The organism is Desulfuromonas versatilis (genome assembly GCF_019704135.1).
Classification (GTDB): Bacteria; Desulfobacterota; Desulfuromonadia; order Desulfuromonadales; family NIT-T3; genus Desulfuromonas_A; species Desulfuromonas_A versatilis.
Genome location: NZ_AP024355.1, coordinates 1,500,907 through 1,521,809 on the forward strand (window position 1 = coordinate 1,500,907; position 20,903 = coordinate 1,521,809).

Consider the following 20,903-nt stretch of genomic DNA (forward strand, 5'->3'; position numbering starts at 1 on the left):
AACAGCTCTTTCACCACCCGCTCGCGATGCTGCTCGCTGAAGGACACGAAGATCACGAAGAAAATCCAAAACAGGAAAAGCTTTTGGGGGTTTCTTCGTGTTCTTCGTGCCCTTCGTGGTGAAAAGTTCTCTGGTTTTCACATCCACAACCGCATGCGCAGAAAATCAATCGTGCGGTGGGTGATAATCCAGAGAATCCGCCGCTTGCCGACTTCGACCTTGGCGATGCCGCTCATGCCTGGGCGCCACCAGCCGGGCGGGGCTTCGGCGGGGGCGGCGCGGACGTGGAAGAGGTTGCCTTCCTCGCCGGCCTGGGCCACGGGGTCGATGCGCTCCATCCGCATGGCGAACTTGAGCCGGGGCTGGCTGACGAAGGCGATCTGGCCCGGTTGGCCGGCGGCGATTTCGTGAATGTCCCGCTCGTTGAGCCTGATCTGGGCGAAGAGGTTTTCGCTGCGGGCCACTTTGAACAGGACGTTCCCCTTGTCGACGGGCGCCCCGCGCAGCTCTTCCAGGTCGCCCTCGACGACGATGCCGTCGATAGGCGAGCGCAGCTGCGCCTGGCCCAGCCGGTAGCGGACCAGTTCGAGCTGGGCCGCCGCCTGGTCGGCCTGGGCCTGGGCGATCTGCATGTCGACCAGGGCGCCGCGGGCCCGGGCCTTTTCGGCTTCGCGCAGGTAGCGAATCTGGTTGGCGACGGCCGCCGCTTCCTCGAGCAGCAGATCGTCGCTGTCCAGCGAAAGCAGCAGATCCCCCTGGCGGACCTGCTGGCCGATCCTGACGTGCACCTCGTCGATGTATCCCTCGAAGGGGACCGACACCTGGCGGACGTCGTCGCTCTTGAGTATGAAGGGGGCCTCGACCCGGTAGGGGATCTTGATCACGATCATGGCGGCCAGCAGCAGGCAGGCGAGCAGGGCGCAGCCCTTGGCCAAGGTGTGCTCCACCCCGAGCAGGGCGGAGGTCTTGTCGCGCAGCGCATCGGCCAGCTTCGCCCCCCACCAGCGGCCCGCGGCCTTCAGGTCACCGAGCCGGCGGGCTGTCTGGTCGCAGAGCACCCGCAGGCCGAGCAGCTCTTTTTCGGTAAAAGGCGCCTGCTGCCGCTCGCAGCTCAGCACCCCCACCGGCTCGCCGTCGAGGCGGATCGGCAGCGAAACCATGTACGGCACCCCCTGCTCGGCGGCGAACTGCGCATGGTCGCGAACCACCGCGCCGCTCTGCTCGCCGGGCGGCAGCACAATCTCCTCGTCCTGGTCGAGGGCCTCCTCCATGGCCGCTTCGAGCCTGCCGACGATCTCCATCTTGCGTTCGAAGCGCTCCATGTGGCTGACGGCCTGCAGGCGGACATACCCCTTCTCGAGCCAGCCCAGGCTCACCCGCGAGCAGCCGATGCGGGCCGCGGTCTCGTTGACCAGGGTCATGGCCGCGGCGAAGTGGTTCTTCTCGGCGTTGAGCAGCACCAGCATGTCGAGGGTTTCGCCCACCGCGGCCATTTGCTGCAAAGCCCGCCGCGCCGCCCGCTCGCGCTGGTACACGGCCGGGGCATCGGCCAGCAGCTGCAGGCCGGCAAGGGTCCGCTCCTTTTCCCCGTCCCGGGTCCCGCCGGCGACAAATACCGCCACGCTGTCCTGACCGGCATCTTCCTGGTGCAGGCGCAGACCGAACAGCACCAGATCGGTCTCCCCTGCCTTCGCGCCCGGGACGCAGGCCCAGGCGGTCCCCTTCTGCAGGGCCGCGTCGGAGATCTTCTCCGCGGCTTGCAGCAGTTTGGGGGGGATGTTGCGGCTGGCCTCGGGCCAGTGGCTCAGAGGCTTCCAGGTGCCCGGGTTGCGCTTGCGGGTCAAGAGGATGGCGGCTTCGGCCCTGGCCTGCCCGGAGGCGAACTCCAGAAAGGCGGGCCAGAACCGGCCCGGATGGTCGGGGAATTGATGGATTTCCCGGATGGCGGCTGCTGGGTCCAAGGGCGGGACTTTCTTAAAATCCTAAAAGCAAGAATTAGCCACGGATAAAATCTGATAAATTCGGATAAGGCAAAATCATGAACTTCCTAAGGTTTCTGAATGATTCGGTTTTTTGTTGAGTTCTCCAGGTTTTGAAAAATCAGATTTGATCAGATTTGATCCGTGGCCAATTGCCTTTATAAGGGTTTTCAGTTCAGAATCATCGCCCCGGCAACCCCCGGCACGATTTTCCCTTCCTTGTTGTCGAACACCGCCTTCACCTTGCGCAGGCCGCTGGCCGGGTCGACCACCGGGCTGACCAGGATGATCTCCCCCTTGAGGCTGACCGGGTCGCCGCCGGTCTGTAGCTGCAACTCGACCGCCTTGCCCGGCTTGAGGTCGCGGACGGCGGCCAGCTCGAGGTTGGCGACGAAGGTGCCGCGGCTGGTGTCCACGAACTGGACCAGCGGCTTTTCGATCTCGCAGTTCTCGCCGGGGCCCACCAGCAGTTCGGCGACGGTGCCGGTGAAGGGGGCGCGCAGGTAGCGCTTGGCGAGTTGCTCGCGGGCAATGTTGTATTCGATCTCCTCGCGCGCCTCGGCGGCTTCGAGCCGGGCCAACTCGGCCTGGGCGAGGGCGAATTCCAGCTCCTGATTTTCCAGCTCTTCGCGGTTCACCGAGCCGGTCGAGGCGTAGAGTTCGCCGGTCGATTTGAGGTGGGCTTCGAGGGTCTTCACCTGCCGGGCGGCGGACTCGACCTCCGCCTTGCTCTGCCAGATCAGCTTGCGCCGTTCGGCCTCCAACTCCTCGCTGCGTTTGTCCAGCTCGAGGATGACCTCCCCCTTGTTGACCCTGGCCCCTTCGGCGACATGGATCTTCGCCACCCGCCCGGCCACGGCGATGCCCAACGCCACATCCTGGTAGGGTTCTGTGACCCCCGGGATGCTGAACTGCTCGGCAGCTGCCAGGGGCGCCGCCCCTGCCAAGCAGAGCAGCAGGGCGGCCAGCAAGGAAAAAAGTTTGCGGACGGGGGATCTTTTCTCGGTGCAACTCAAAGTTCGACCTCCATCAGTTCAACGCCATGATTGACCAGGGACATGCCTCCTGCCACCTCCAGGCTGACCAGGGCTTTCTGCAGGTTCACCAGGTTTTTAAGGGAGGCCTCCTGGGCCTTGCGGTAATTTTCCTCTTTTTCGAGAACCAAACGGCTGTTGCTTTTGCCGGCCTCGAGGCGGGCGATTTCCGCGTCGAGCAGCTGTTTGTGGATCTCGACCACGTCGCCGGCGTAATCGACCTGCTCGGCGGCGCTTTGGACATTGTGGACCGCCGTGTCGATGCCGTTGGTCAGCTCGACTTCGATCGCCTTGAGCATCAGCAGGGCCCGCTTCTTCTCCAGGTTGGCCTTCTCCAGTTCGCTGGCTCCGGCACGGTTGCCCAGCAGAGGCAGGTTCAGCTCCAGGCCGATGGACCAGTCGTCGAAGCGGCTGTCCTCGATCTGCTCCCAGGAATCGCCCCTGGAGAAGTCGAGGCCGTTGAGGCCGAAGCTGGCCTTGAGGTCAAGTTCGGGCCAGCGCTGGTTGCGGGCGTAGGCGACCTTGAGGCCCGCCCGCTCGATTTTTTTCTGCGCGGCCAGGTATTCGGGGCGCAGGCGGAAGGCCCTCTGCCGCATGGCCTGGAGGTCCGGGACGCTGGTCTCGGCTTTGGGCGAGTCACCCGCTTCGAGCGGGGCCGTGCCGCGCTCTCCGGCCATGGAGACCAGGGTGCGCAGCCGGTTGACAGCTTCGAGGTGTTCCTGCCGCGCCTCGCTGCGCAGGGCCAGGCGGGAGATCACCCCGGCCTTGGCCTCCAGCACCTCGGTGCGGGCCATCTTGCCGATGCGGAAGCGCTCCTCACTGTCCTGGAGAATCTGCTCGGCGACCCGCAGCGATTCCTCGCGCATCCGGAGCTTTTCCTGGGCCTGGTAAAAATTCCAGTAGCGCGCCGCCGTCTCGCCGACGATGCGCATCAACTCCTGGCGGTATTCCTGGAACGCGACCTGGCTTTCCGCCTCGGCGACGCGGATGCCCGACATGGTGACGGCAATCCCGGCGTTCTTGAGCAGCGGCTGGGTCAGGGTGATGCCGAGAAACATCTGGTATTCCCGCTCCTCGTCGGTCAGGGTGCGGGTCAGGGTGTTGGACAGCCGGCGGTAATCGTAGCCCAGTTGAATCTGGCCGCCGGTGGGCAGCAGGCCCTGCACCGCGGCGCTGAAGTCCCAGTTGCGCTCCTCGTAAGTCAGGGTGAACTGGCGGCTTGCCGACTCCTCGGCGGTGTTTCTCTGGCTGCGGTCCTCCAGCTGCAGCGAGCTGACCAAGCGGGGCTCGAAAATGCCCCGGGCCTTTTCCATTTCCGCCTTCTGGATACCCCACTGAGCCTTCTGTGCCTGGATCTGCTGGTTGTTGGTCATCACCAGCCGGACAAAGTCGGCAAGAGTGAGCTTGCCCGCGGGGATTCTCCCCGTGGTTTCACCGGGCTTCTCCGCCGGATCCCGCAGGGTAGGCGCCACCGCGGCCCCCTCACTGGGAGCAGCGGTGGTCCCCTCGGGGAGGTTCCAGGCCAGGGCCTTGTGGTATGGCGGAGTCTCTTTGCCAGCGGGGGCGGGCTGCTCAGACAAAACGCCCATTTGGGACCAGCCTGAACCGATCCTCCCGATGGTCAATCCCGCTCTTCCCGTTGTGGGGTAAAGCAGCAACAGCGATGTCGCAAGCAGTAATAGCCGCATGGGTTCCACTAAGAATCCTTGCTGAAGAAATCTCTTGGCATGATCGGCAGAAGGCCGATTTTTTCTAATTTTCCGTCAAATCACCTATCCCGGGCCCTGGGGGTTGGCCTTCCGAGGCCTGGATTTGCAAGAACCCTGCCCGGGATTGGGTTGCTGTGGAAACAGTTAATAAACCTGCTCCAAATACACCGAGGGACTTGGCCGGGGGTGGATTCCGGGGGCTTTTAAAGGCGTGGCAAGGAAAGGTGAAAGCAGCGGTCGGGCAGGGCTGTTGGGTGGGTTGCCTGCCGTTGCGGCTGCCTTGGATTAGGTTTTGCAAGAGTTGCTTCTATTGTATTGGAGCTCTAGGCGGAGGGTGCATAAAATGGGGAAATCATCGGTGTCGAAATTTTGGCTCGAACCTCTCGAGCCCCGCCTGCTCTTCAGCGCTGACCTGGTTCCGCCGCCGCCCGAGGGGGGCATCGCCGCGGGCGAAGCCCCGACGGTGCTCGAAATGCCCCTGCAACTCGATGCCGCTGAAGCGCAGCAGGCGCAGAGCGCCGAATCGCTGCGCCGCGAAGTGGTCTTCATCGATGCCGATGTCAAAGATTACCGGCAGTTACTCGACGATTTCACGGCCCGGCAGGACGGCCAGCGGCAAATCCAGGTCGTGGTTCTTGACGCCAACCGCGACGGCATTTCCCAGATCAGCGAGTACCTGGGTGGCCAGCGGGATATCGACGCCATCCACCTCATCTCTCACGGCAGCGACGGTGCGGTGAAGCTGGGTAATGTCTGGCTGACCGGGCAGAACCTCTACGCCTACGCCGAGGCCATGGAGGGGTGGCGCGAGGCGCTTTCCGGGGAGGCGGACCTGTTGCTTTACGGCTGCAACCTGGCCCGGGGGGAGGCTGGCGAGGGGCTGCTGCAGAATCTCCGCTTGATCACCGGGGCCGATGTGGCCACCTCCGATGACATCACGGGCCATCAGGGCCTTGGCGGTGATTGGGATCTCGAATACCGTGCCGGAGAGATCGAGACGCAGATTGTCTTGAGCAGCGAGCTGCAACAGAGCTGGCAGGCCGTGCTGGCGACGACCTGGGTGGCTCACGAGACGGCGACGGATTCTTCCGAAGTGAAATCCGACCAGAACTGGGGACAGACTTTTTCCTACACCAGCGGCGCCGGCAGCTACACCGTCGACCAGGTGAGCGTCCAGCTCCGCAAAGAGGCCGGCGCAGCGGGCCAGATCATCACCGTCTCGCTGCGCGACAGCTGGAACGGCACGGTACTGGCCAGCAACTCCATCAGCGTGGCGGATCTGACCACCAATCTGGCCTGGTACGCCTTCGATCTCAGCGAGGTCAGCCTCAACGACGGCCAGATCTACTACCTCCGGGTTGCCAGCAACAACGCCTCCGGCAAGGTGCACGTCGGCATCGATTCCGCCGGCGGCTATGCAAATGGCGATCTCATCAACAAGGACGGCGCTCCAGAGGTTGGCAAAGACATGGCCTTCCGGGTCACGGAGGTCGCTCAGGAGGGGCTCTGGATCACCACCGATAAAGACCTGAGCGCCGGCGGTGAAAGCTGGGGCAAGGCCGACCTGGTGCAGATCGCCGACCCCAACCTGGCTTTCGAACCCGGCACGACCAGCGGCACCCTGGATATCGCGGCGGCCTTGTCCGCGCACGCTGACAATAAACAGATCAACGGGGTCCATTATGTTTCATCGGATATCCAGGTGGGCACCACGAACTTTCAGCTCTATGCAGGCGATGTCCTGTTCACGTCCGCGGATGCCTCCGCAGCGGCATTCGGAGGCCTGAATGTCGACAAGGACGACGTTGTGCTGTTCCGCCCCGATGCTCCTAATGATTACAGCTCGGGGACCTTCTCCATTCTATTCCGGGACATGGTCCCGGGGCAGGAGATCCGGGGGATCACCCTGGTTGAAAGGGACACCGTTGTCGGTGGTATCACCCTCAATGCGGGGGATTTCCTCTTTTTGCGCCAGGGGGGCACCGAAGAAAAGCAGATCTGGCGTTACACCGATTATACGGCGGGAGGTGTCGCCGGCGGTACGGCCAGCGTCCTGATCAAGGGGGGCGATAATCTGGTCAATCTTCCCAAACGCCTCGTAGGAATCGATCTGGTGGAGACCTCCACCCGCATCGGCGGCCGGACCCTCAACGCGGGGACGATCCTCCTTGCTACGGATACCGATGGTACGTTCGGCCGGGATGGGCTGCCGGTCAAGAAAACGGATATCTTCGCTCTCGAGGTGATTACCGCCTCCGATCCGGTGCTCGACCATATCGGCGAGGCAACGGCCTCGCTTTTCTTCGAAGGTGCCGACCTCGGCATCACCGACAAGATCGACGGCTTCACCCTCAAGGTGCCCCAGAACAGCCCCCCGGCGGCGACGGCGAACACCGTCAACACACCCGAGGACACTGCCTACAATTTCCGTGTTGCCGATTTCACCTTTTCCGACGCCGAAGGCGACCCTCTGGTCTCGGCGACCCTCACCAACCTGAACCTGGCCGGCGGGACCCTGGCCCACAGCGGCGGCACGGCGGTCAACAACGGCGACACGCTGACGGCGGCACAGCTCGACACGCTGGTCTACACCCCGGCGGCCAACGCAAGCGGCAGCCCGCTGGCGAGCTTCGACTTCACGGTCAACGATGCCGCCAGCGGGACAGTCGCGGCGCAGATGCAGATCGAGGTCACCGCGGTCAACGACGCTCCTGCGGTCGCCATGAACGAACCCCTGACTGTTCCGGAAGGGGCGTCAAGAACAATAACCTCGGCGCATCTGGAAACCACCGACCCGGACAACAGTCCCGACCAGATCGTCTACACCTTGACCAAGCTGCCCGATGACGGCTCGGTGCGACTCGGCGGCGTTACTTTGACGGTGGGCCAGACGTTCACCCAGGACGACATCAACAACGGTCGTGTTTCCTACCGCGACGCTGACGAGGGGGAGACCACCACCTTCGAGCTCACCGTCGGCGATGGCACAGTGACCCTGCCATCCCCTATCGTTTTCAGCATCAACGGACAACCCTTGAACGATGCCCCGGTGGTGACGGGGCCGGCAGGTGGCCTGAATGCGACCGAGCAGATCGGGCTGGCCATCCATGGGAATGGGTTCGGAGTCAGTGACGTCGATGCAGCCGGGTCTGGAGCCCTTGCCACACTGACCGTCGGTGAAGGAACCCTTTCGGTGGTTGCGGGCAATTCAGGGGTGGTCATCGCCGGCGGCAACGGCACCGGGACGGTGACCCTGTCGGGAACCATCGCCCAGCTCAATGCCCTGCTCACCGGTGCGAGCACGGGGACCATCACCTACCTGAACAGCTCCGATACCCCGGGTGCCGCAACCCTGCTGACGGTGACGGTCAATGACCTGGGCAACACCGGGCAGGACCCCGGTTTGACAGGTAATGCGACCTCGGAAGAGGGAAGCAACAGCGTCATCATAAATATTACGGCGGTCAACGATCGCCCGGAGCTTGGGGCCAATACCCTCACCATAAGCGAAGGTGGCACGGTAGTCCTTTCCGGGGGCGAACTTTCGGCCACCGATGTGGAGACCCCCGACGACACGCTGATTTTTACTGTCGACAATGTCACCGGCGGCCGGTTTGAACTGACCACGGTTCCAGGAGTGGCTGTCACCAACTTTACCCAGGCCCAAGTGGTCAACAATGAAGTTCAGTTCGTCCACGACGGCGGCGAAACGGCGCCGAGTTATGATGTCAGCGTCTCCGACGGGTCGCTCTCCGATGGGCCCGCGCCCGCCGTCATCAACTTCACCAACCTGAACGACCGTCCGGTTCTGGGCGCCAACAGCCTCACCATCAGCGAGGGTGGCACAGTCGTCTTCTCCGGCTCCCAACTCTCGGCCACCGACGCCGATAATGTCCCTTCCGACCTGGTTTTCAACGTCACCGGAATCAGCGGTGGCCGGTTCGAGTTGGTGGGCAGTCCGGGAATACCGATTTTCAGCTTCACCCAGGCCCAGGTGACCGCCGGGGATGTCCAGTTCGTCCACAACGGCGGCGAGTCGGCCCCTGCCTACCAGGTGAGCGTCTCCGACGGGGTCCTCTCCGACGGGCCCGCGGCTGCCGCCATCAGCTTTGCCAACCAGAACGATCCGCCAACGCTGGGGAACAACACCCTGACGATTCTCCAGGGCGAGACGGTTGTCCTTGGCACCGGTCAGCTTTCGGCTACGGATCCGGATAACGCCGTTGCGGGCCTGATCTTTACCGTCAGCGGAGTCACCAACGGTCGGTTTGAACTGGTGGCCAGTCCCGGTGTTCCGATTACCATCTTCACCCAGGCCCAGGTGGCTGGCGGAGCGGTCCAATTTGTTCATGACAACAGTGCCTTGGCCCCAAGCTACCAAGTGAGCGTCTCCGACGGCTCTCTTTCCTACGGTCCTGAGGCCGCTGCCGTCAACTTCAATACCGTCAACCAGCCGCCGGTGCTGGGCAGCAATACCCTGACCGTCAGCGAAGGGGGCACGGTGGTTCTCTCCACCCTCGACCTCTCGGCCAGCGACCCGGACAATCCCGCTTCCAGCCTGAGCTTCAGCGTCTCTTCTGTCACTGGGGGCCAGTTCGAATTTACCTTCGACCCTGGGGCAGCGATAACCAACTTCACCCAGGCTCAGGTGACCGGCGGTGTCGTGCAGTTCGTGCATGATGGCGGCGAGGCAGCACCCTCCTACCAGGTGAGCGTCTCCGACGGTTCGCTCGCCGATGGCCCCGCGGCTGCGGTCATCAATTTCACCAACCAGAACGACGCCCCTTCACTGGGGAATTACATCATCGACATCAGTGAAGGAGGGACGGTTGTTCTCTCCGGTTCCAACCTCTCGGCCAGCGATGTGGATAGTGTTCCTGCGAGTTTGGTTTTTTACGCCAGCTCTGTAAGCGGCGGTCATTTCGAACTGACCAACAATCCGGGCGTGCCGATTACCAGCTTCACCCAGGCCCAGGTGACCGGCGGTGTAGTACAGTTCGTGCATGACGGCGGCGAGGCGGCACCCTCTTTCCAAATCAGCGTCAGCGACGGATCTCTCTCGGACGGACCGGTAGTCGCGGTCATCAACTTCACCAACCACAACGATGCCCCGGTGCTGGAGAACAATACTCTCACCATTGCAGAAGGAGGCTCGGTCGTTCTCTCCGGCACCAACCTTTCAGGCACCGATGTTGATGATCCCGATTCCCTCCTGATCTTCAATATCTCCTCTATCACCGGGGGGCAATTCGAATTGGTGGGCAGCGCCGGCGTGCCGATTACCAGCTTCACCCAGGCCCAGGTGAACAGCAACGCGGTGCGGTTCGTACACGATGGCGGTGAGGCGCCCCCTTCCTACATGGTGAGCGTTTCCGATGGCTCTGTCACTTCGGTTCCAGTTGCCGCTTTCATCAATTTTACTAACCAGAATGATCCCCCTGTTCTGGTGAACAACAGGCTCACCATCAGCGAGGGGGGCAGCGTGGTCCTCTCCGCTGCGGAGATCTTCGCCAGTGATGCGGAAAACGCTGCCCTGACTTTCACTGTCTCCGCTGTCAGCGGCGGCCACTTCGAACTTGATAGCGCCCCGGGGGTGCCGATTTTCAGTTTCACCCAGTCCCAGGTGAACAGCAACGCGGTCCGGTTTGTGCACGATGGCGGCGAGGCAGCGCCCTCCTATCAGGTGAGTGCCTCTGACGGCCTGCTCTCCACCAATCCCGCGGCTGCCGACATCAGTTTCACCAACCAGAACGATCCCCCCGTGGGCGGCTTTACCGTCGCCGACATTATCCCCGGTGCCCAGATCATCCAGAGCACCGACGGCAGCGGGGTCATCACCATCAACTGGAAGGCCACGGATATCGAACTGGACCAAGTCACCCTGGACAATTTCCTGTACAGCGATGACGGCGGTGTCACCTGGTACGCTCCGAACAACGGCGAATTTTCGGGGGCTTTTTCCGCGAACTGGTTCGACAACGGCGGCGCCGGCTGGTCGACCGGCTCGAGCTTCGGCAGCGCGCCGGCCCATACCTTCACCTTCAATACGCAGCACGCCGACGTCACTGCGGTTCATTCCCTGGACAACGTGGACCAGAGCGATATCCAGATCAAATTTACCCTCAACGACGGCAGCGACATCAGCTCGGTCACCTCGGAGAGTTTCAGGGTCGATAACGAAAACCCGACGCCTTCCATCAAGAGTGCCCAGTACTACTTTGCCGACAGCACGCTGCACCTGAAAGGCCCGGGTTTTTCAACGATTGCAGATGTTGGAACAGATGTGAAGACCTATCTGGACTGGTCCAAACTGCTAATCGACATCAACAGCGATGGCGCGGCGACCCCCGACATTTCTTTCTCGCTTGCGGATGTCTCCAGCGCGATCATCACTAAAAACAACGAACTGGTGATCCAGTTCACCCCGGCTAAGGCGGCCGCCATCGAGGCGACGCCAGGCTTCGGTCAGCCGGGTGGATTCGACAGCCTCTCGGTCACCTCGGGTTTCTGCCGTGATGCCTTCGGCAACGCCGCGACCACCGACGGTACCGTGCCTTCTCCCCTCAGTGTCGTCAACCTGAATGCGACCCAGGTTTATATCGAGGACTCGCAGCTGGATTTCATCAACGAGTTGGAAATCGTCTCCTCGGGACAGGACGTATCGGTGGCCCTGGTCCTTTCCGACCCGATGGCCGGCGGCCTGAGCACCGGCACAGTCGGGACGGCCACCTCGACCTACGATGCCGGCACCGGCCTCTGGCTGGTGAGCGGCGACGTCGACGACGTGAATGCTTTGCTCGCAGCTCTCAAGTTCACCCCTTCGGCCAACTATGCCGCCAATTTCACTATTTCCATCAGTGTCTCCGACGGTGTATCGACGCCCCTTAGTGGGTCCTGGGACATGTCGGCCAAACCGGTCGGTGATACGCCCACCGTTGCGAACATCACCACCGACGAGGACACCCAATCGGGGCTGATCGTTCTGGATCGCAATGCAGCAGACGGAACCGAGGTGACCCACTTCCGCATCTCCGCCATTACCGGCGGCACCCTCTACCTGGCCGATGGGATTACGCAGATCAACAACGGCGATTACATCACCTACGCCCAGGGCCAAACGGGCCTGCGCTTCACCCCGGCAACTGACAGCAACTTCGCCGGCTCCTTCAACGTCGAATCCTCGCAGGATGGAATCAGCGTCGCGGCGCAAAGCGGCATTGCCACTTCGACCATCACCGTCAACCCCGTCAACGATGCGCCGGTCGCTGGTCACGAGAATCTGACCATCTTCGAGGACAATCCCCTCACCATCACCGACCTGCTGGCCAATGACACGGATGTCGACGGCGACAAGCTGACCCTGGCCTCCTTCACCCAGCCGGCCAGGGGGGCCCTGGTCGATAACGGCGACGGCACCTTGACTTATACGCCCGGCGCCGATTTCAACGGCACCGACAGCTTCAGCTACACCATCAGCGACGGCAAAGGCGGCACGGCCACCGGCACCGCGGTTATCGTGGTTAAGCCCGTCGGGGACACTCCGCAGGTAACCCACGGCTCTGTCGTTGCGGGACGCCAGTCGGATCTGATCTTCGTCACCCCCAACGCTGCCGATGGGGCGGAGGTGACCCACTTCCGCATCTCCGGCATCAGCGGCGGCATCCTTTATCTGGCCGACGGCGTGACCCGGGTCAACGACGGCGATTACATCACCGTCGCCCAGGGGAAGGAGGGGCTGCGTTTTACCCCCGCAGCCGGGACCACCGCGGATGGCAGTTTCAACGTCGAAGCATCGGAAAACGGCGTGGCGGTTTCGGCCCAAAGCGGCGTTGCCACAGCGGGAATCAAGGTTATGCCACCTCCGCAACAGGAGTCTTCCACGTCGGAAGCCGGCAAAGAGGTTGCCGAGGAAATTCCTGAGGAAGGGAAAGCCGAGGACGAAAAAATGGTCCCGGAGATCTCCGAAGCGCTGGATCGGACCGGGGAAACCGCAGAGCCCCCGGCGGATTTTTCTCCCCCTCCCGCGGCAGAGGCCACCCAGCCCGTCAAGTCTTTCGCCCCGCTTTACGTCATGGATCGGGAGAATGCTTCCGGTGACTTGGCGGGTAGTGTTTTCGAGGGATTGAAAAACCTCATCGAAACAGCCCCGGATCTTTTGGCCGGTTTTCAGAACGCCCTGGCCAACCTCGATATCGCGCCTCTGTCCCCCGAGGCCTACGCGCAGGTCCGTGACACCCTGGACAGCATCAAGGAAGAACTCGGGGCGCAATCTCACGTGGAAAAGGCGGTGGTCGGCTCGGCCATTGCCACCTCCATTGGGCTGTCGGCCGGTTATGTGGTTTGGATGCTCAAGGGCGGCTCGCTGATGGCGTCGGTGCTCTCCTCGCTCCCGGCATGGCAGCTCACCGATCCGCTGTCGATTCTGGCCGGGCACAAAAAGGACGATGAGGATGATGACGAATCCCTGGAGCGGATCATCGAAGACGGGGCGGAAAGCCGGAACCCAAGCGACGATGAGGGCGACGATGAGGGCGACGATGAGGGCGACGATGAGGGCGACGATGAGGGCGACGATGAGGGCGACGATGCGAAAATTCAATGATCCGAAATCCTGCCTGGTTGTCGCGGTTGGTCCGATGGGGGCTCCATGAAGCTGTTTAGTCCAAAAGTCCGCATCGTTACGGGGCTGGTCGGGGTGATGACCAGTCTGGTCATGCTGGCCTTTTTTCTCAACATCATTCCCGACCGCAACAGCGCGGTCCTCCAAGGGCGCGCCGCGCTGTCCGAAGCTATCGCGGTCTACAGCACGGCGCTGGTCCAGAGTTCCCGGGTCGCGTCGGCAGGCGGCAAGCGCCTCGAGGGGGATTTCGCCCTGCTGGCAGAAAGAAACGACGACCTGCTCTCCCTGGCCCTGCGCCAGGAGGGGGGCGAGGTGCTGGTGGCCACCGGCGATCATTTGGAACGCTGGAAAATGATGAGTGGCGAGTATTCGAAGGACTCCCAGGTCCGCGTTCCGATCTGGGCCGGCGAGCGCAAATGGGGGGAGCTGGAACTGCGGTTCAGGCCCTTGGCCGCCCCCGGAATGTGGGGGATACTGACCACTCCCCTGGTGCAAGCGGTCCTCTTTATGGGGCTGGCGGGCTTTCTGATCTACTATTATTACCTGGGCAAGGTCCTGCGGCAGCTCGACCCCTCCCAGGCCATCCCCGGCCGGGTGCGCGATGCCCTGGATACCATGGCCGAGGGACTGCTGATCCTCGATCGCCGGGAGCAGATCGTGCTGGCGAACCAGTCCTTCGCCGCCATGGTCGGCAAACCGGCCAATACCCTGCTCGGTTATCGCGCGGGGGAGCTGCCCTGGGTCGATCTGCAGGGGAAAAAGGTCGAGAAATCCCAGCGCCCCTGGGTCAGCTCCCTGCTGCAGGGGGAGGTGCAAAAGGACAGCGTCATCCGGTTGCGCCTGGCCGGGGATTCGTTTCGCACGGTTAAGGTCAACTGCTCGCCGGTGCTCGGCACGGGGGGAAAATACGCCGGGGTGCTGGTCAGCTTCGACGATGTCACCGCCCTTGAGGAAAAGGAGGTCGAGCTGCGCAAGTCCAAGCTCGAGGCCGAGGAGGCCAACCGGGCGAAAAGCTCATTTCTCGCCAACATGAGCCACGAGATCCGCACCCCGATGAACGCCATCCTCGGCTTCACCGAGATTCTCAAGCGCGGCTACGTCAAGAACGAGGCCGAGAGTCTTCGCTATCTCAACACCATCCACTCCAGCGGCAAAAACCTGCTCGAGTTGATCAACGATATCCTCGACCTTTCCAAGGTTGAGTCGGGCCACCTGGAGATCGAGAAAACCCGGGTCGAACCCTACCCGATCATCCACGAGGTGATCCAGATGCTGGGGGTCAAGGCCGCCGAGAAGGGGATTGTCCTCGAAATGAGCCCTCAGGGCGAGCTTCCCAAGGAGATCGAAACCGATCCGGTGCGGTTGCGGCAGATCGCCTTCAACCTGATCGGCAATTCCGTCAAGTTTACCGAACAGGGAAGCGTGAGCGTGCGCTGCCGTTTCGAACCCGATGCCAGGGACCCGCGGCTTCTCCTCGAGATCGTCGATACCGGCATCGGCATGAGCAAGGAAGCCCAACAGAATATCTTCGATCCCTTCGTGCAGGCCGACAACACGGTGACCCGTCGTTTCGGCGGCACCGGCCTCGGGTTGGCCATCAGCCGCAAGTTCGCCCACGCCATGGGGGGCGACATCACCGTGGAAAGCGAGCCGGGGCAGGGGAGCACCTTCACCGTTTCCCTTCCCCCCGGCGATCTGACGGGGGTTGCCATGCTGCGGCCCGATGAGTTGGCCGCTCTGCAACACCGGGCAAACACCGAGCAGGAAACCCGCTGGCAATTCCCCCATGCCCGGGTACTGGTGGTGGATGACGGGGTGGAAAACCGCGAACTGGTGAGGTTTCTGCTTGAGGAGGCGGGGCTGGCCGTGGAGGAGGCGGAGAACGGCCAAGACGGGGTTGACAAGGCCCGCACCGAAGCCTTCGACGTAATTCTCATGGACGTAAACATGCCGGTGATGGACGGTTTTACCGCGGTGGGGATCCTGCGTCGCGAGGGGCTGAAAATGCCGGTGATCGCCCTGACCGCCAACGCCATGAAGGATTTCGAGGCCGATTGCCTGAAGGCCGGTTATTCGGGGTACCTGAGCAAACCCATCAATATCGACCGGTTCATGGAAACCATGGCCGAGCTGCTTGGCGGCCGGCAGGAAGCGGCCCTGGAGGCCCAGGTCGATCCCCAGGTCCAGGCCGGGGAGGGGGCGAGCGTCCAGCCCGTGCCGCCCGCGGAGGCCAGGCCCATCGTCTCCAGGCTGCCGATGAGCAACGAGAAGTTCCGCTCGATTGTCGGCCGCTTCGTGGCGCGGCTCGGCGAGCAGCTCGAGGCCATGGAGCGGGCCGTGGCGAGCGACGATTTTGCGGCGGTGGCCGAGCTGGCCCACTGGCTGAAAGGGGCGGGCGGTACGGTGGGCTTCGGGGTTTTCACCGAACCGGCGGTCGAACTGGAGAGCTTCGCCAAGCAGGGGGACCGGGAGCGGGTGGTCCAGGTCGTCGCTGGGTTGCGCAACCTGGAGGCGCGCCTGGTCAATCCGGCCAAGGAAGGCGGCGAAGCGCCCGGCGCGCAGCCAGTCGCGGCCGCGACTGCCAGGCCGGCCGCGACTGCCGGTTCGTTTGGCCGCGAACCGGCTCCGGTGGTATCAAGGCTGGCCGGCAACCAGCGGTTGCACAATACTCTGCTCAGCTTCGTCCGGAAACTGGACGACCAGATCGTTGCGATGGAGCGGGCGCTGCAGGCCGGCAAGATGCCGGAGCTGGCCGACCTGGCCCATTGGCTCAAGGGGGCCGGAGGCACCGTTGGCTATGACGCCTTCACCGAACCGGCAGCGAATCTGGAAGGTTTCGCCATGGCTGGCCAGGCGGATCAGGCCGCCCTCGCTCTGGCCGAAATCAAGTCCTTGGCCCAGGCCCTGGTGCCGCCGACGCCATGCGATAAGCCGCCCGATCAAAGCAGCCGCGCCGTCGGTTGCGCGGGCATTGAATCCTGATCAACTTATTATACATAGAGGGACTTCATGGACTTGCAGGGCCATGGCCAGCGCAAGCTGAACGACGCAACCATAATGATCGTCGACGACGAACCGATCAACATCGAGGTGGTGCAAGCCTTTCTCGAGGATGAGGGGTATCGCAACTTCCTCACCGTGGAAGATTCGACCCGGGCGCTGGCGATGCTGGAAGAAGGGCGCGTCGACCTGCTGTTGCTCGACCTGGTGATGCCCGGGGTGAGCGGTTTCGATATCCTGGCCGCAGTGCGCGCCCATTCGAAGCTGAAACATCTGCCCGTCATCATCCTGACCGCTTCCAGCGATGCGGAGAGCAAGCTCAGGGCTCTGGACCTGGGGGCCACCGATTTTCTGGGCAAACCTCTTGACCCCTCGGAACTGGGGCTGCGGGTACGCAACACCCTCGGGGCCAAGGCCTACCAGGACCAGCTCGCCTATTACGACCCGTTGACCCGACTGCCCAACCGGCAGCTGTTTCTCGAGGAGCTGAGCTGGGTTCTTCAAGCCGCCCGACGCCATGAGGAGCTGTTGGCCCTGCTGAGCATCGAGCTCGACAACTTCGAGAAAATCAACAACACCATGGGGCTCAGTGCCGGGGACGAGGTCCAGCGTCTGGTGGTACAACGGGTTCAGGGCGTGGTGCGCAGCATCGATGTGTTGGCCCGCGCCGCTGGTGATGAAAGTGCCGAAATGTCTCTGTATCACCTGGACGGCAGTGTTTTTTCCCTGATCCTCAACCGCATAAAAAACGCTGAAAGCGCCGCCTATGTCGCCGAACGCATCGTCAAGGCGGTCAAGGCTCCCATGCAGATCGAGGGGAGAGAGGTCTACGTCACCGCCAGTATCGGCATCGGCTCCTACCCGGATACCGGCGAGGAGCCGGGCGCCCTGCTGCGGCTGGCCTCGAGTGCCAAGGATTTTGCCAAAAAGCAGGGGGGCGACGGCTTTCAATTCGCCTCGCGCTCCATCAGCGAAATGTACGAAAAACGCCTGCGGCTGGAAACCAGGTTGCGCAGGGCTCTGTCGAATGGTGAATTTATTCTGTATTATCAGCCGAAAGTCGACCTGGAGACGGGAGCGATCGGGGGAGTGGAGGCGCTGTTGCGCTGGGACAGCGACGAAGGCGTCATCCCGCCGGGGGATTTTATCCCCATGGCCGAGGAGATGGGGCTGATAATCCCGCTGGGCGAATGGGTTATGGCCGAAGCCTGCAGGCAGTTGAAAGCCTGGCATGACGCAGGAAAAAACCACCTCGGCATGGCCATCAATGTCTCGGTCAGGCAGTTTACGGCGCCGGGGTTCATTGCTGCGGTAAAGCGGATCATCCAAACCAGCGGCATCGATCCGCGCTATCTGACCCTGGAACTAACCGAAAGCCACCTGTTCGACGACATCGATGAAAAAATCATCTTGCTGCAGAGCTTGAAGGAAATGGGGTTCAAGCTCTCTATCGACGATTTCGGCACAGGATATTCGTCGCTCAGCTACTTGCGCAGGCTTCCCGTGGACGAATTGAAAATAGACCGCTCCTTCATCAAGGAGGTCTCTGACCGGGCGGACAGCCGGGCCATCGTTTCGACCATTATTTTTCTTGCCCGTAGCCTTAACCTGCGAACCGTGGCGGAGGGGATCGAGAAACAGGTCGAGCTGGAATTCCTGCAGAGCGAGGGGTGCCAGCAGTATCAGGGCTTTCTCTTCAGCCGCCCATTGTCCGCCGCCGAGTTGTTCGCCAAGCTTGAATGAGAAGTCGGCCCTTGGGGCCCCAGCCTCGAAGCAGAGTTGCCCGCGGCGTCAGGCGCAGCTTTCCATGTCGTCTTCCGGGGGCGGTTCCAGGTACTTTTCCACCACCTCGAAAAGTTTTTCCCGTGAGGCCGGCTTGCTGAGAAAATCATCCATCCCGACCTCCAGGCAGCTTTTCTTGTGGTCGAGCAGGGCATGGGCGGTCAGCGCGACAATCGGTGTCCGTCGCCCCTTTGTGGATTTTTCCCGCTCGCGGATTTCCCGAGTGACGTCCAGGCCGCTCATATCCGGCATCTGCAGGTCCATCAGGATCAGGTCGAAAGCCTCCTCCCTCAGCAGCTCCAGCGCCTCCCGGCCCCCCGTGACGGTGGTAACTTCCCAGTGGCGTTCGGCCAGGGTCATGGTAACGATCTTCCTTACCCGGGGATCATCATCCACCAGCAGAACCCGCCCCGCCTGCCGCCTCTGCAGGTTTTCCTGAACCTCCTCGCCGGCCGCGGCGCGGGCCTCTCTGGAGTCCTCCGGCTGCTGACTCCAGGCCGGCAGGGTGAAGGAAAAAACACTCCCCTTGCCCGGGGCACTCTCCACCCAGATGGTGCCGCCCATCAGGTCCACCAGGGCCTTGCTGATGGCGAGCCCCAACCCGGTCCCCCCGTACTTGCGCGTCAGGGAGCTGTCCACCTGGCTGAAGCTTTGGAAAAGCCGGTCCCGCTTGTCCTCGGCGATGCCGATTCCCGTGTCCCTGACCGACAGGATCAGACTGTCCGGCCGGACACCGACACGGATGGCCACCTCGCCCTGGTGGGTGAATTTCATCGCGTTGCCCACCAGGTTAATCAGCACCTGGGTCAAACGGTCCGGGTCGCCGTGGATCGTAGCGGGGACCTGCGGGTCGATGGTATAGCGCAGGCGCAGGCCCTTGCCCTGGGCCTGCATGCGAAACATTTCGATAATCTTCTCTATGCATCCCCGCAGGTCGAAGGCGTCCCGGCGGATTTCCACCCGGCGCGCCTCGATGCGGGAAAAATCCAGGATGTCCTCGATCAGGCTGTGCAGGCTGTCGGCCGAACTGTCGGCCAGCTCGAGGATGGCTTTCTGCTCGGAGTCCTCGGTGGTGTGGAGCAGATGATCGATGGAGGCGATCACCACGCTCAGGGGGGTGCGGATTTCATGGCTCATCACCGCCAGAAACTCGCTTTTGGCCCGGTTGGCCTCGTCGGCGCTCTCCTTGGCCCGGATCAGCTCCGCCTCCATCGCCTTGCGGGCGGAAATATCCTCGAAAATCTGCAGCAGGTAGGGTTTGCCGCCGATCTGGATCATCTGCCCGGTGAGCTGAAGCTCCAGCAGCGATCCGTCCTTGGCCCTGCCCAGGGTCTCGTACTGGTGCCAGCCGCTCTTCTGGGCCAGCCATTGCCGGTCCCGGGCATCTTCGGGGGGGAGGTTCGCATCGATATCGACCATGCCAAGGCTGGTGAACTCCTCCCGGCTGTATTTCAGAAACTCGTGGGCTTTCTGGTTGAAGCGGACGAAGCGCAGATCTCCTGGGTCCAGCAGAACGATCCCCAATGGTGAATTCTCGAAGAGGATGCGCAGCTGCTCCTCCCTCTCGCGAAGGGCCTCGGTGGTCGCCTCCAGTTCGGCATTGATGGCTTTGAGTTCGGCCATGCGCTCCTCGACCAGCTCCTCCAGGCGGTCCTGGTACTGGCGCAGCTCCTCGGCGGCCAGGGTGGCGTCGGTGACGTCCTGAAAGGAACCGGACATGCGGCGGCTCTCCCCCCCGTTGCCGGCCACGGTCATCCCGCGAGCCAGGAGCCAACGGGTTTCCCCGCTCCCGTTCCTGATCCGGAAGCGCAATTCCTGCTGTTCCCCGTCGTCCTTGAAGCGGTGTCGGAGGGCCAGCCTCACTTTTTCCAGGTCGTCGGGGTGGACCAGCTCCATCAGGGTGCTGGCCGCGGGGGCGATTTCACCCGGATTGCGGCCGAGCATCTCGTAAACCCGGGGGGACCACCACATGGCGTCCTGGTTTACATCGGGCCAGTCCCAAAGGCCGTCGCGGGAGCCCTTAACCGCCAGGTCGAAACGCTCCTGGGTCTCGCGCAGGTCGCGAAGCAGCAAAAGGGCGCTCAGTCCTTCCGCGATCCGTCGGCCAATGCCCTCGAACAGTTCCTGCTCATCTCTGCTCCAGGTGCGGTCATAGGAGCATTGGTGCATGCCGAACATCCAGGGCTTGCCGACCCGGGGGTAGATGGCCATGATCACCTGCGAGCGAACCCCGAACTGTTCCGCTAACTCATGGAATATCGGCGGATCGGTATCGGATCTAAAAACGACCGGGCCCTCTGTCTCAAGGACCTTGGTGCAGAAACCCTCGCCCAAGGACCACATGGGTATATCCTGATTCAGGGCGAGTGCCCCCGGATATTCTTTGCGGAAGATTTCCACCGGTATCCGGAAAGTGGGAGCTTTCGGATCACAGGGATACAGCAGCCAGATGCGGTCGCAGTCAAAGATGGAATAAGCCGTCTCCAGGGCGTTCCACAGCATCTGCTCGACATCGTCAGCCTGCTGGATCGCCCGGTTGATCCGCTCCATGCATTCCAGAAAGTGGAAGCGCGCCCGGTTTAATTCTTTCATGGTCTCGGCACTCTCCTGCATTGCCCCGTGGTTTCGGCCCTTTCCGAAAATAAGGTGCCCGGGCTCTGAGGCTTTCGGGGCTCCGGGGGTGTTTCCTGATTGGAATTTTCAGCCGATTGGATCTTTTTGTCAATGGCGATGCCCAAATTCTCGCGCAATTACGGATCGCCGCCTCTCGAAAGCGGGA

General features: G+C 62.4%; 7 protein-coding genes. 3 read left to right on the forward strand and 4 right to left on the reverse strand.

The features are described 5' to 3' along the window. Positions 1–137: 137 nt before the first annotated feature. The 3 genes from DESUT3_RS06780 to DESUT3_RS06790 all read right to left on the reverse strand — a co-directional run bounded on the left by DESUT3_RS06780 (position 138) and on the right by DESUT3_RS06790 (position 4,602). Positions 138–1,961 carry an efflux RND transporter periplasmic adaptor subunit gene (locus DESUT3_RS06780; protein ID WP_221251679.1) on the reverse strand — a complete coding sequence of 608 codons (1,824 nt, stop codon included), beginning with the start codon at positions 1,959–1,961 and terminating at the stop codon, positions 138–140. A gap of 188 nt (positions 1,962–2,149) precedes the next feature. Beyond that, complete coding sequence (locus DESUT3_RS06785) at positions 2,150–2,995, reverse strand: efflux RND transporter periplasmic adaptor subunit (RefSeq protein ID WP_221251682.1); 846 nt, start codon at positions 2,993–2,995, stop codon at positions 2,150–2,152. Next, positions 2,992–4,602 carry a TolC family protein gene (locus DESUT3_RS06790; protein WP_221251683.1) on the reverse strand — a complete coding sequence of 537 codons (1,611 nt, stop codon included), beginning with the start codon at positions 4,600–4,602 and terminating at the stop codon, positions 2,992–2,994. Before DESUT3_RS06790 ends, DESUT3_RS06785 begins: the two co-directional genes overlap by 4 nt. 478 nt (positions 4,603–5,080) lie before the next feature. Here DESUT3_RS06790 and DESUT3_RS06795 point away from each other — a divergent pair, with 478 nt between their 5' ends. From DESUT3_RS06795 to DESUT3_RS06805, 3 genes are read left to right on the forward strand one after another with little or no spacing between them, the layout of a single operon-like run. Next, the gene (locus DESUT3_RS06795) at positions 5,081–13,324 is read left to right on the forward strand and encodes a cadherin-like domain-containing protein (RefSeq protein ID WP_221251684.1); all 8,244 of its coding nucleotides are present in this window, start codon (positions 5,081–5,083) and stop codon (positions 13,322–13,324) included. Between the two features lie 45 nt (positions 13,325–13,369). Continuing rightward, complete coding sequence (locus DESUT3_RS06800) at positions 13,370–16,324, forward strand: ATP-binding protein (protein ID WP_221251685.1); 2,955 nt, start codon at positions 13,370–13,372, stop codon at positions 16,322–16,324. A 27-nt stretch (positions 16,325–16,351) separates the two neighbouring features. Beyond that, complete coding sequence (locus tag DESUT3_RS06805) at positions 16,352–18,085, forward strand: GGDEF/EAL domain-containing response regulator (RefSeq protein WP_221251686.1); 1,734 nt, start codon at positions 16,352–16,354, stop codon at positions 18,083–18,085. A gap of 48 nt (positions 18,086–18,133) precedes the next feature. Here DESUT3_RS06805 and DESUT3_RS06810 read toward each other — a convergent pair whose 3' ends face one another. Then, complete coding sequence (locus DESUT3_RS06810; protein ID WP_221251687.1) at positions 18,134–20,716, reverse strand: ATP-binding protein; 2,583 nt, start codon at positions 20,714–20,716, stop codon at positions 18,134–18,136. Positions 20,717–20,903: the final 187 nt, after the last annotated feature.

Bases quoted from the DNA above. Each gene is read 5' to 3' on its own strand.
- DESUT3_RS06810 (WP_221251687.1), bottom strand. From the start codon at position 20,716: ATGAAAGAATTAAACCGGGCGCGCTTCCACTTTCTGGAATGCATGGAG.
- DESUT3_RS06800 (WP_221251685.1), top strand. From the start codon at position 13,370: ATGAAGCTGTTTAGTCCAAAAGTCCGCATCGTTACGGGGCTGGTCGGG.
- DESUT3_RS06790 (WP_221251683.1), bottom strand. From the start codon at position 4,602: ATGGGCGTTTTGTCTGAGCAGCCCGCCCCCGCTGGCAAAGAGACTCCG.
- DESUT3_RS06805 (WP_221251686.1), top strand. From the start codon at position 16,352: ATGGACTTGCAGGGCCATGGCCAGCGCAAGCTGAACGACGCAACCATA.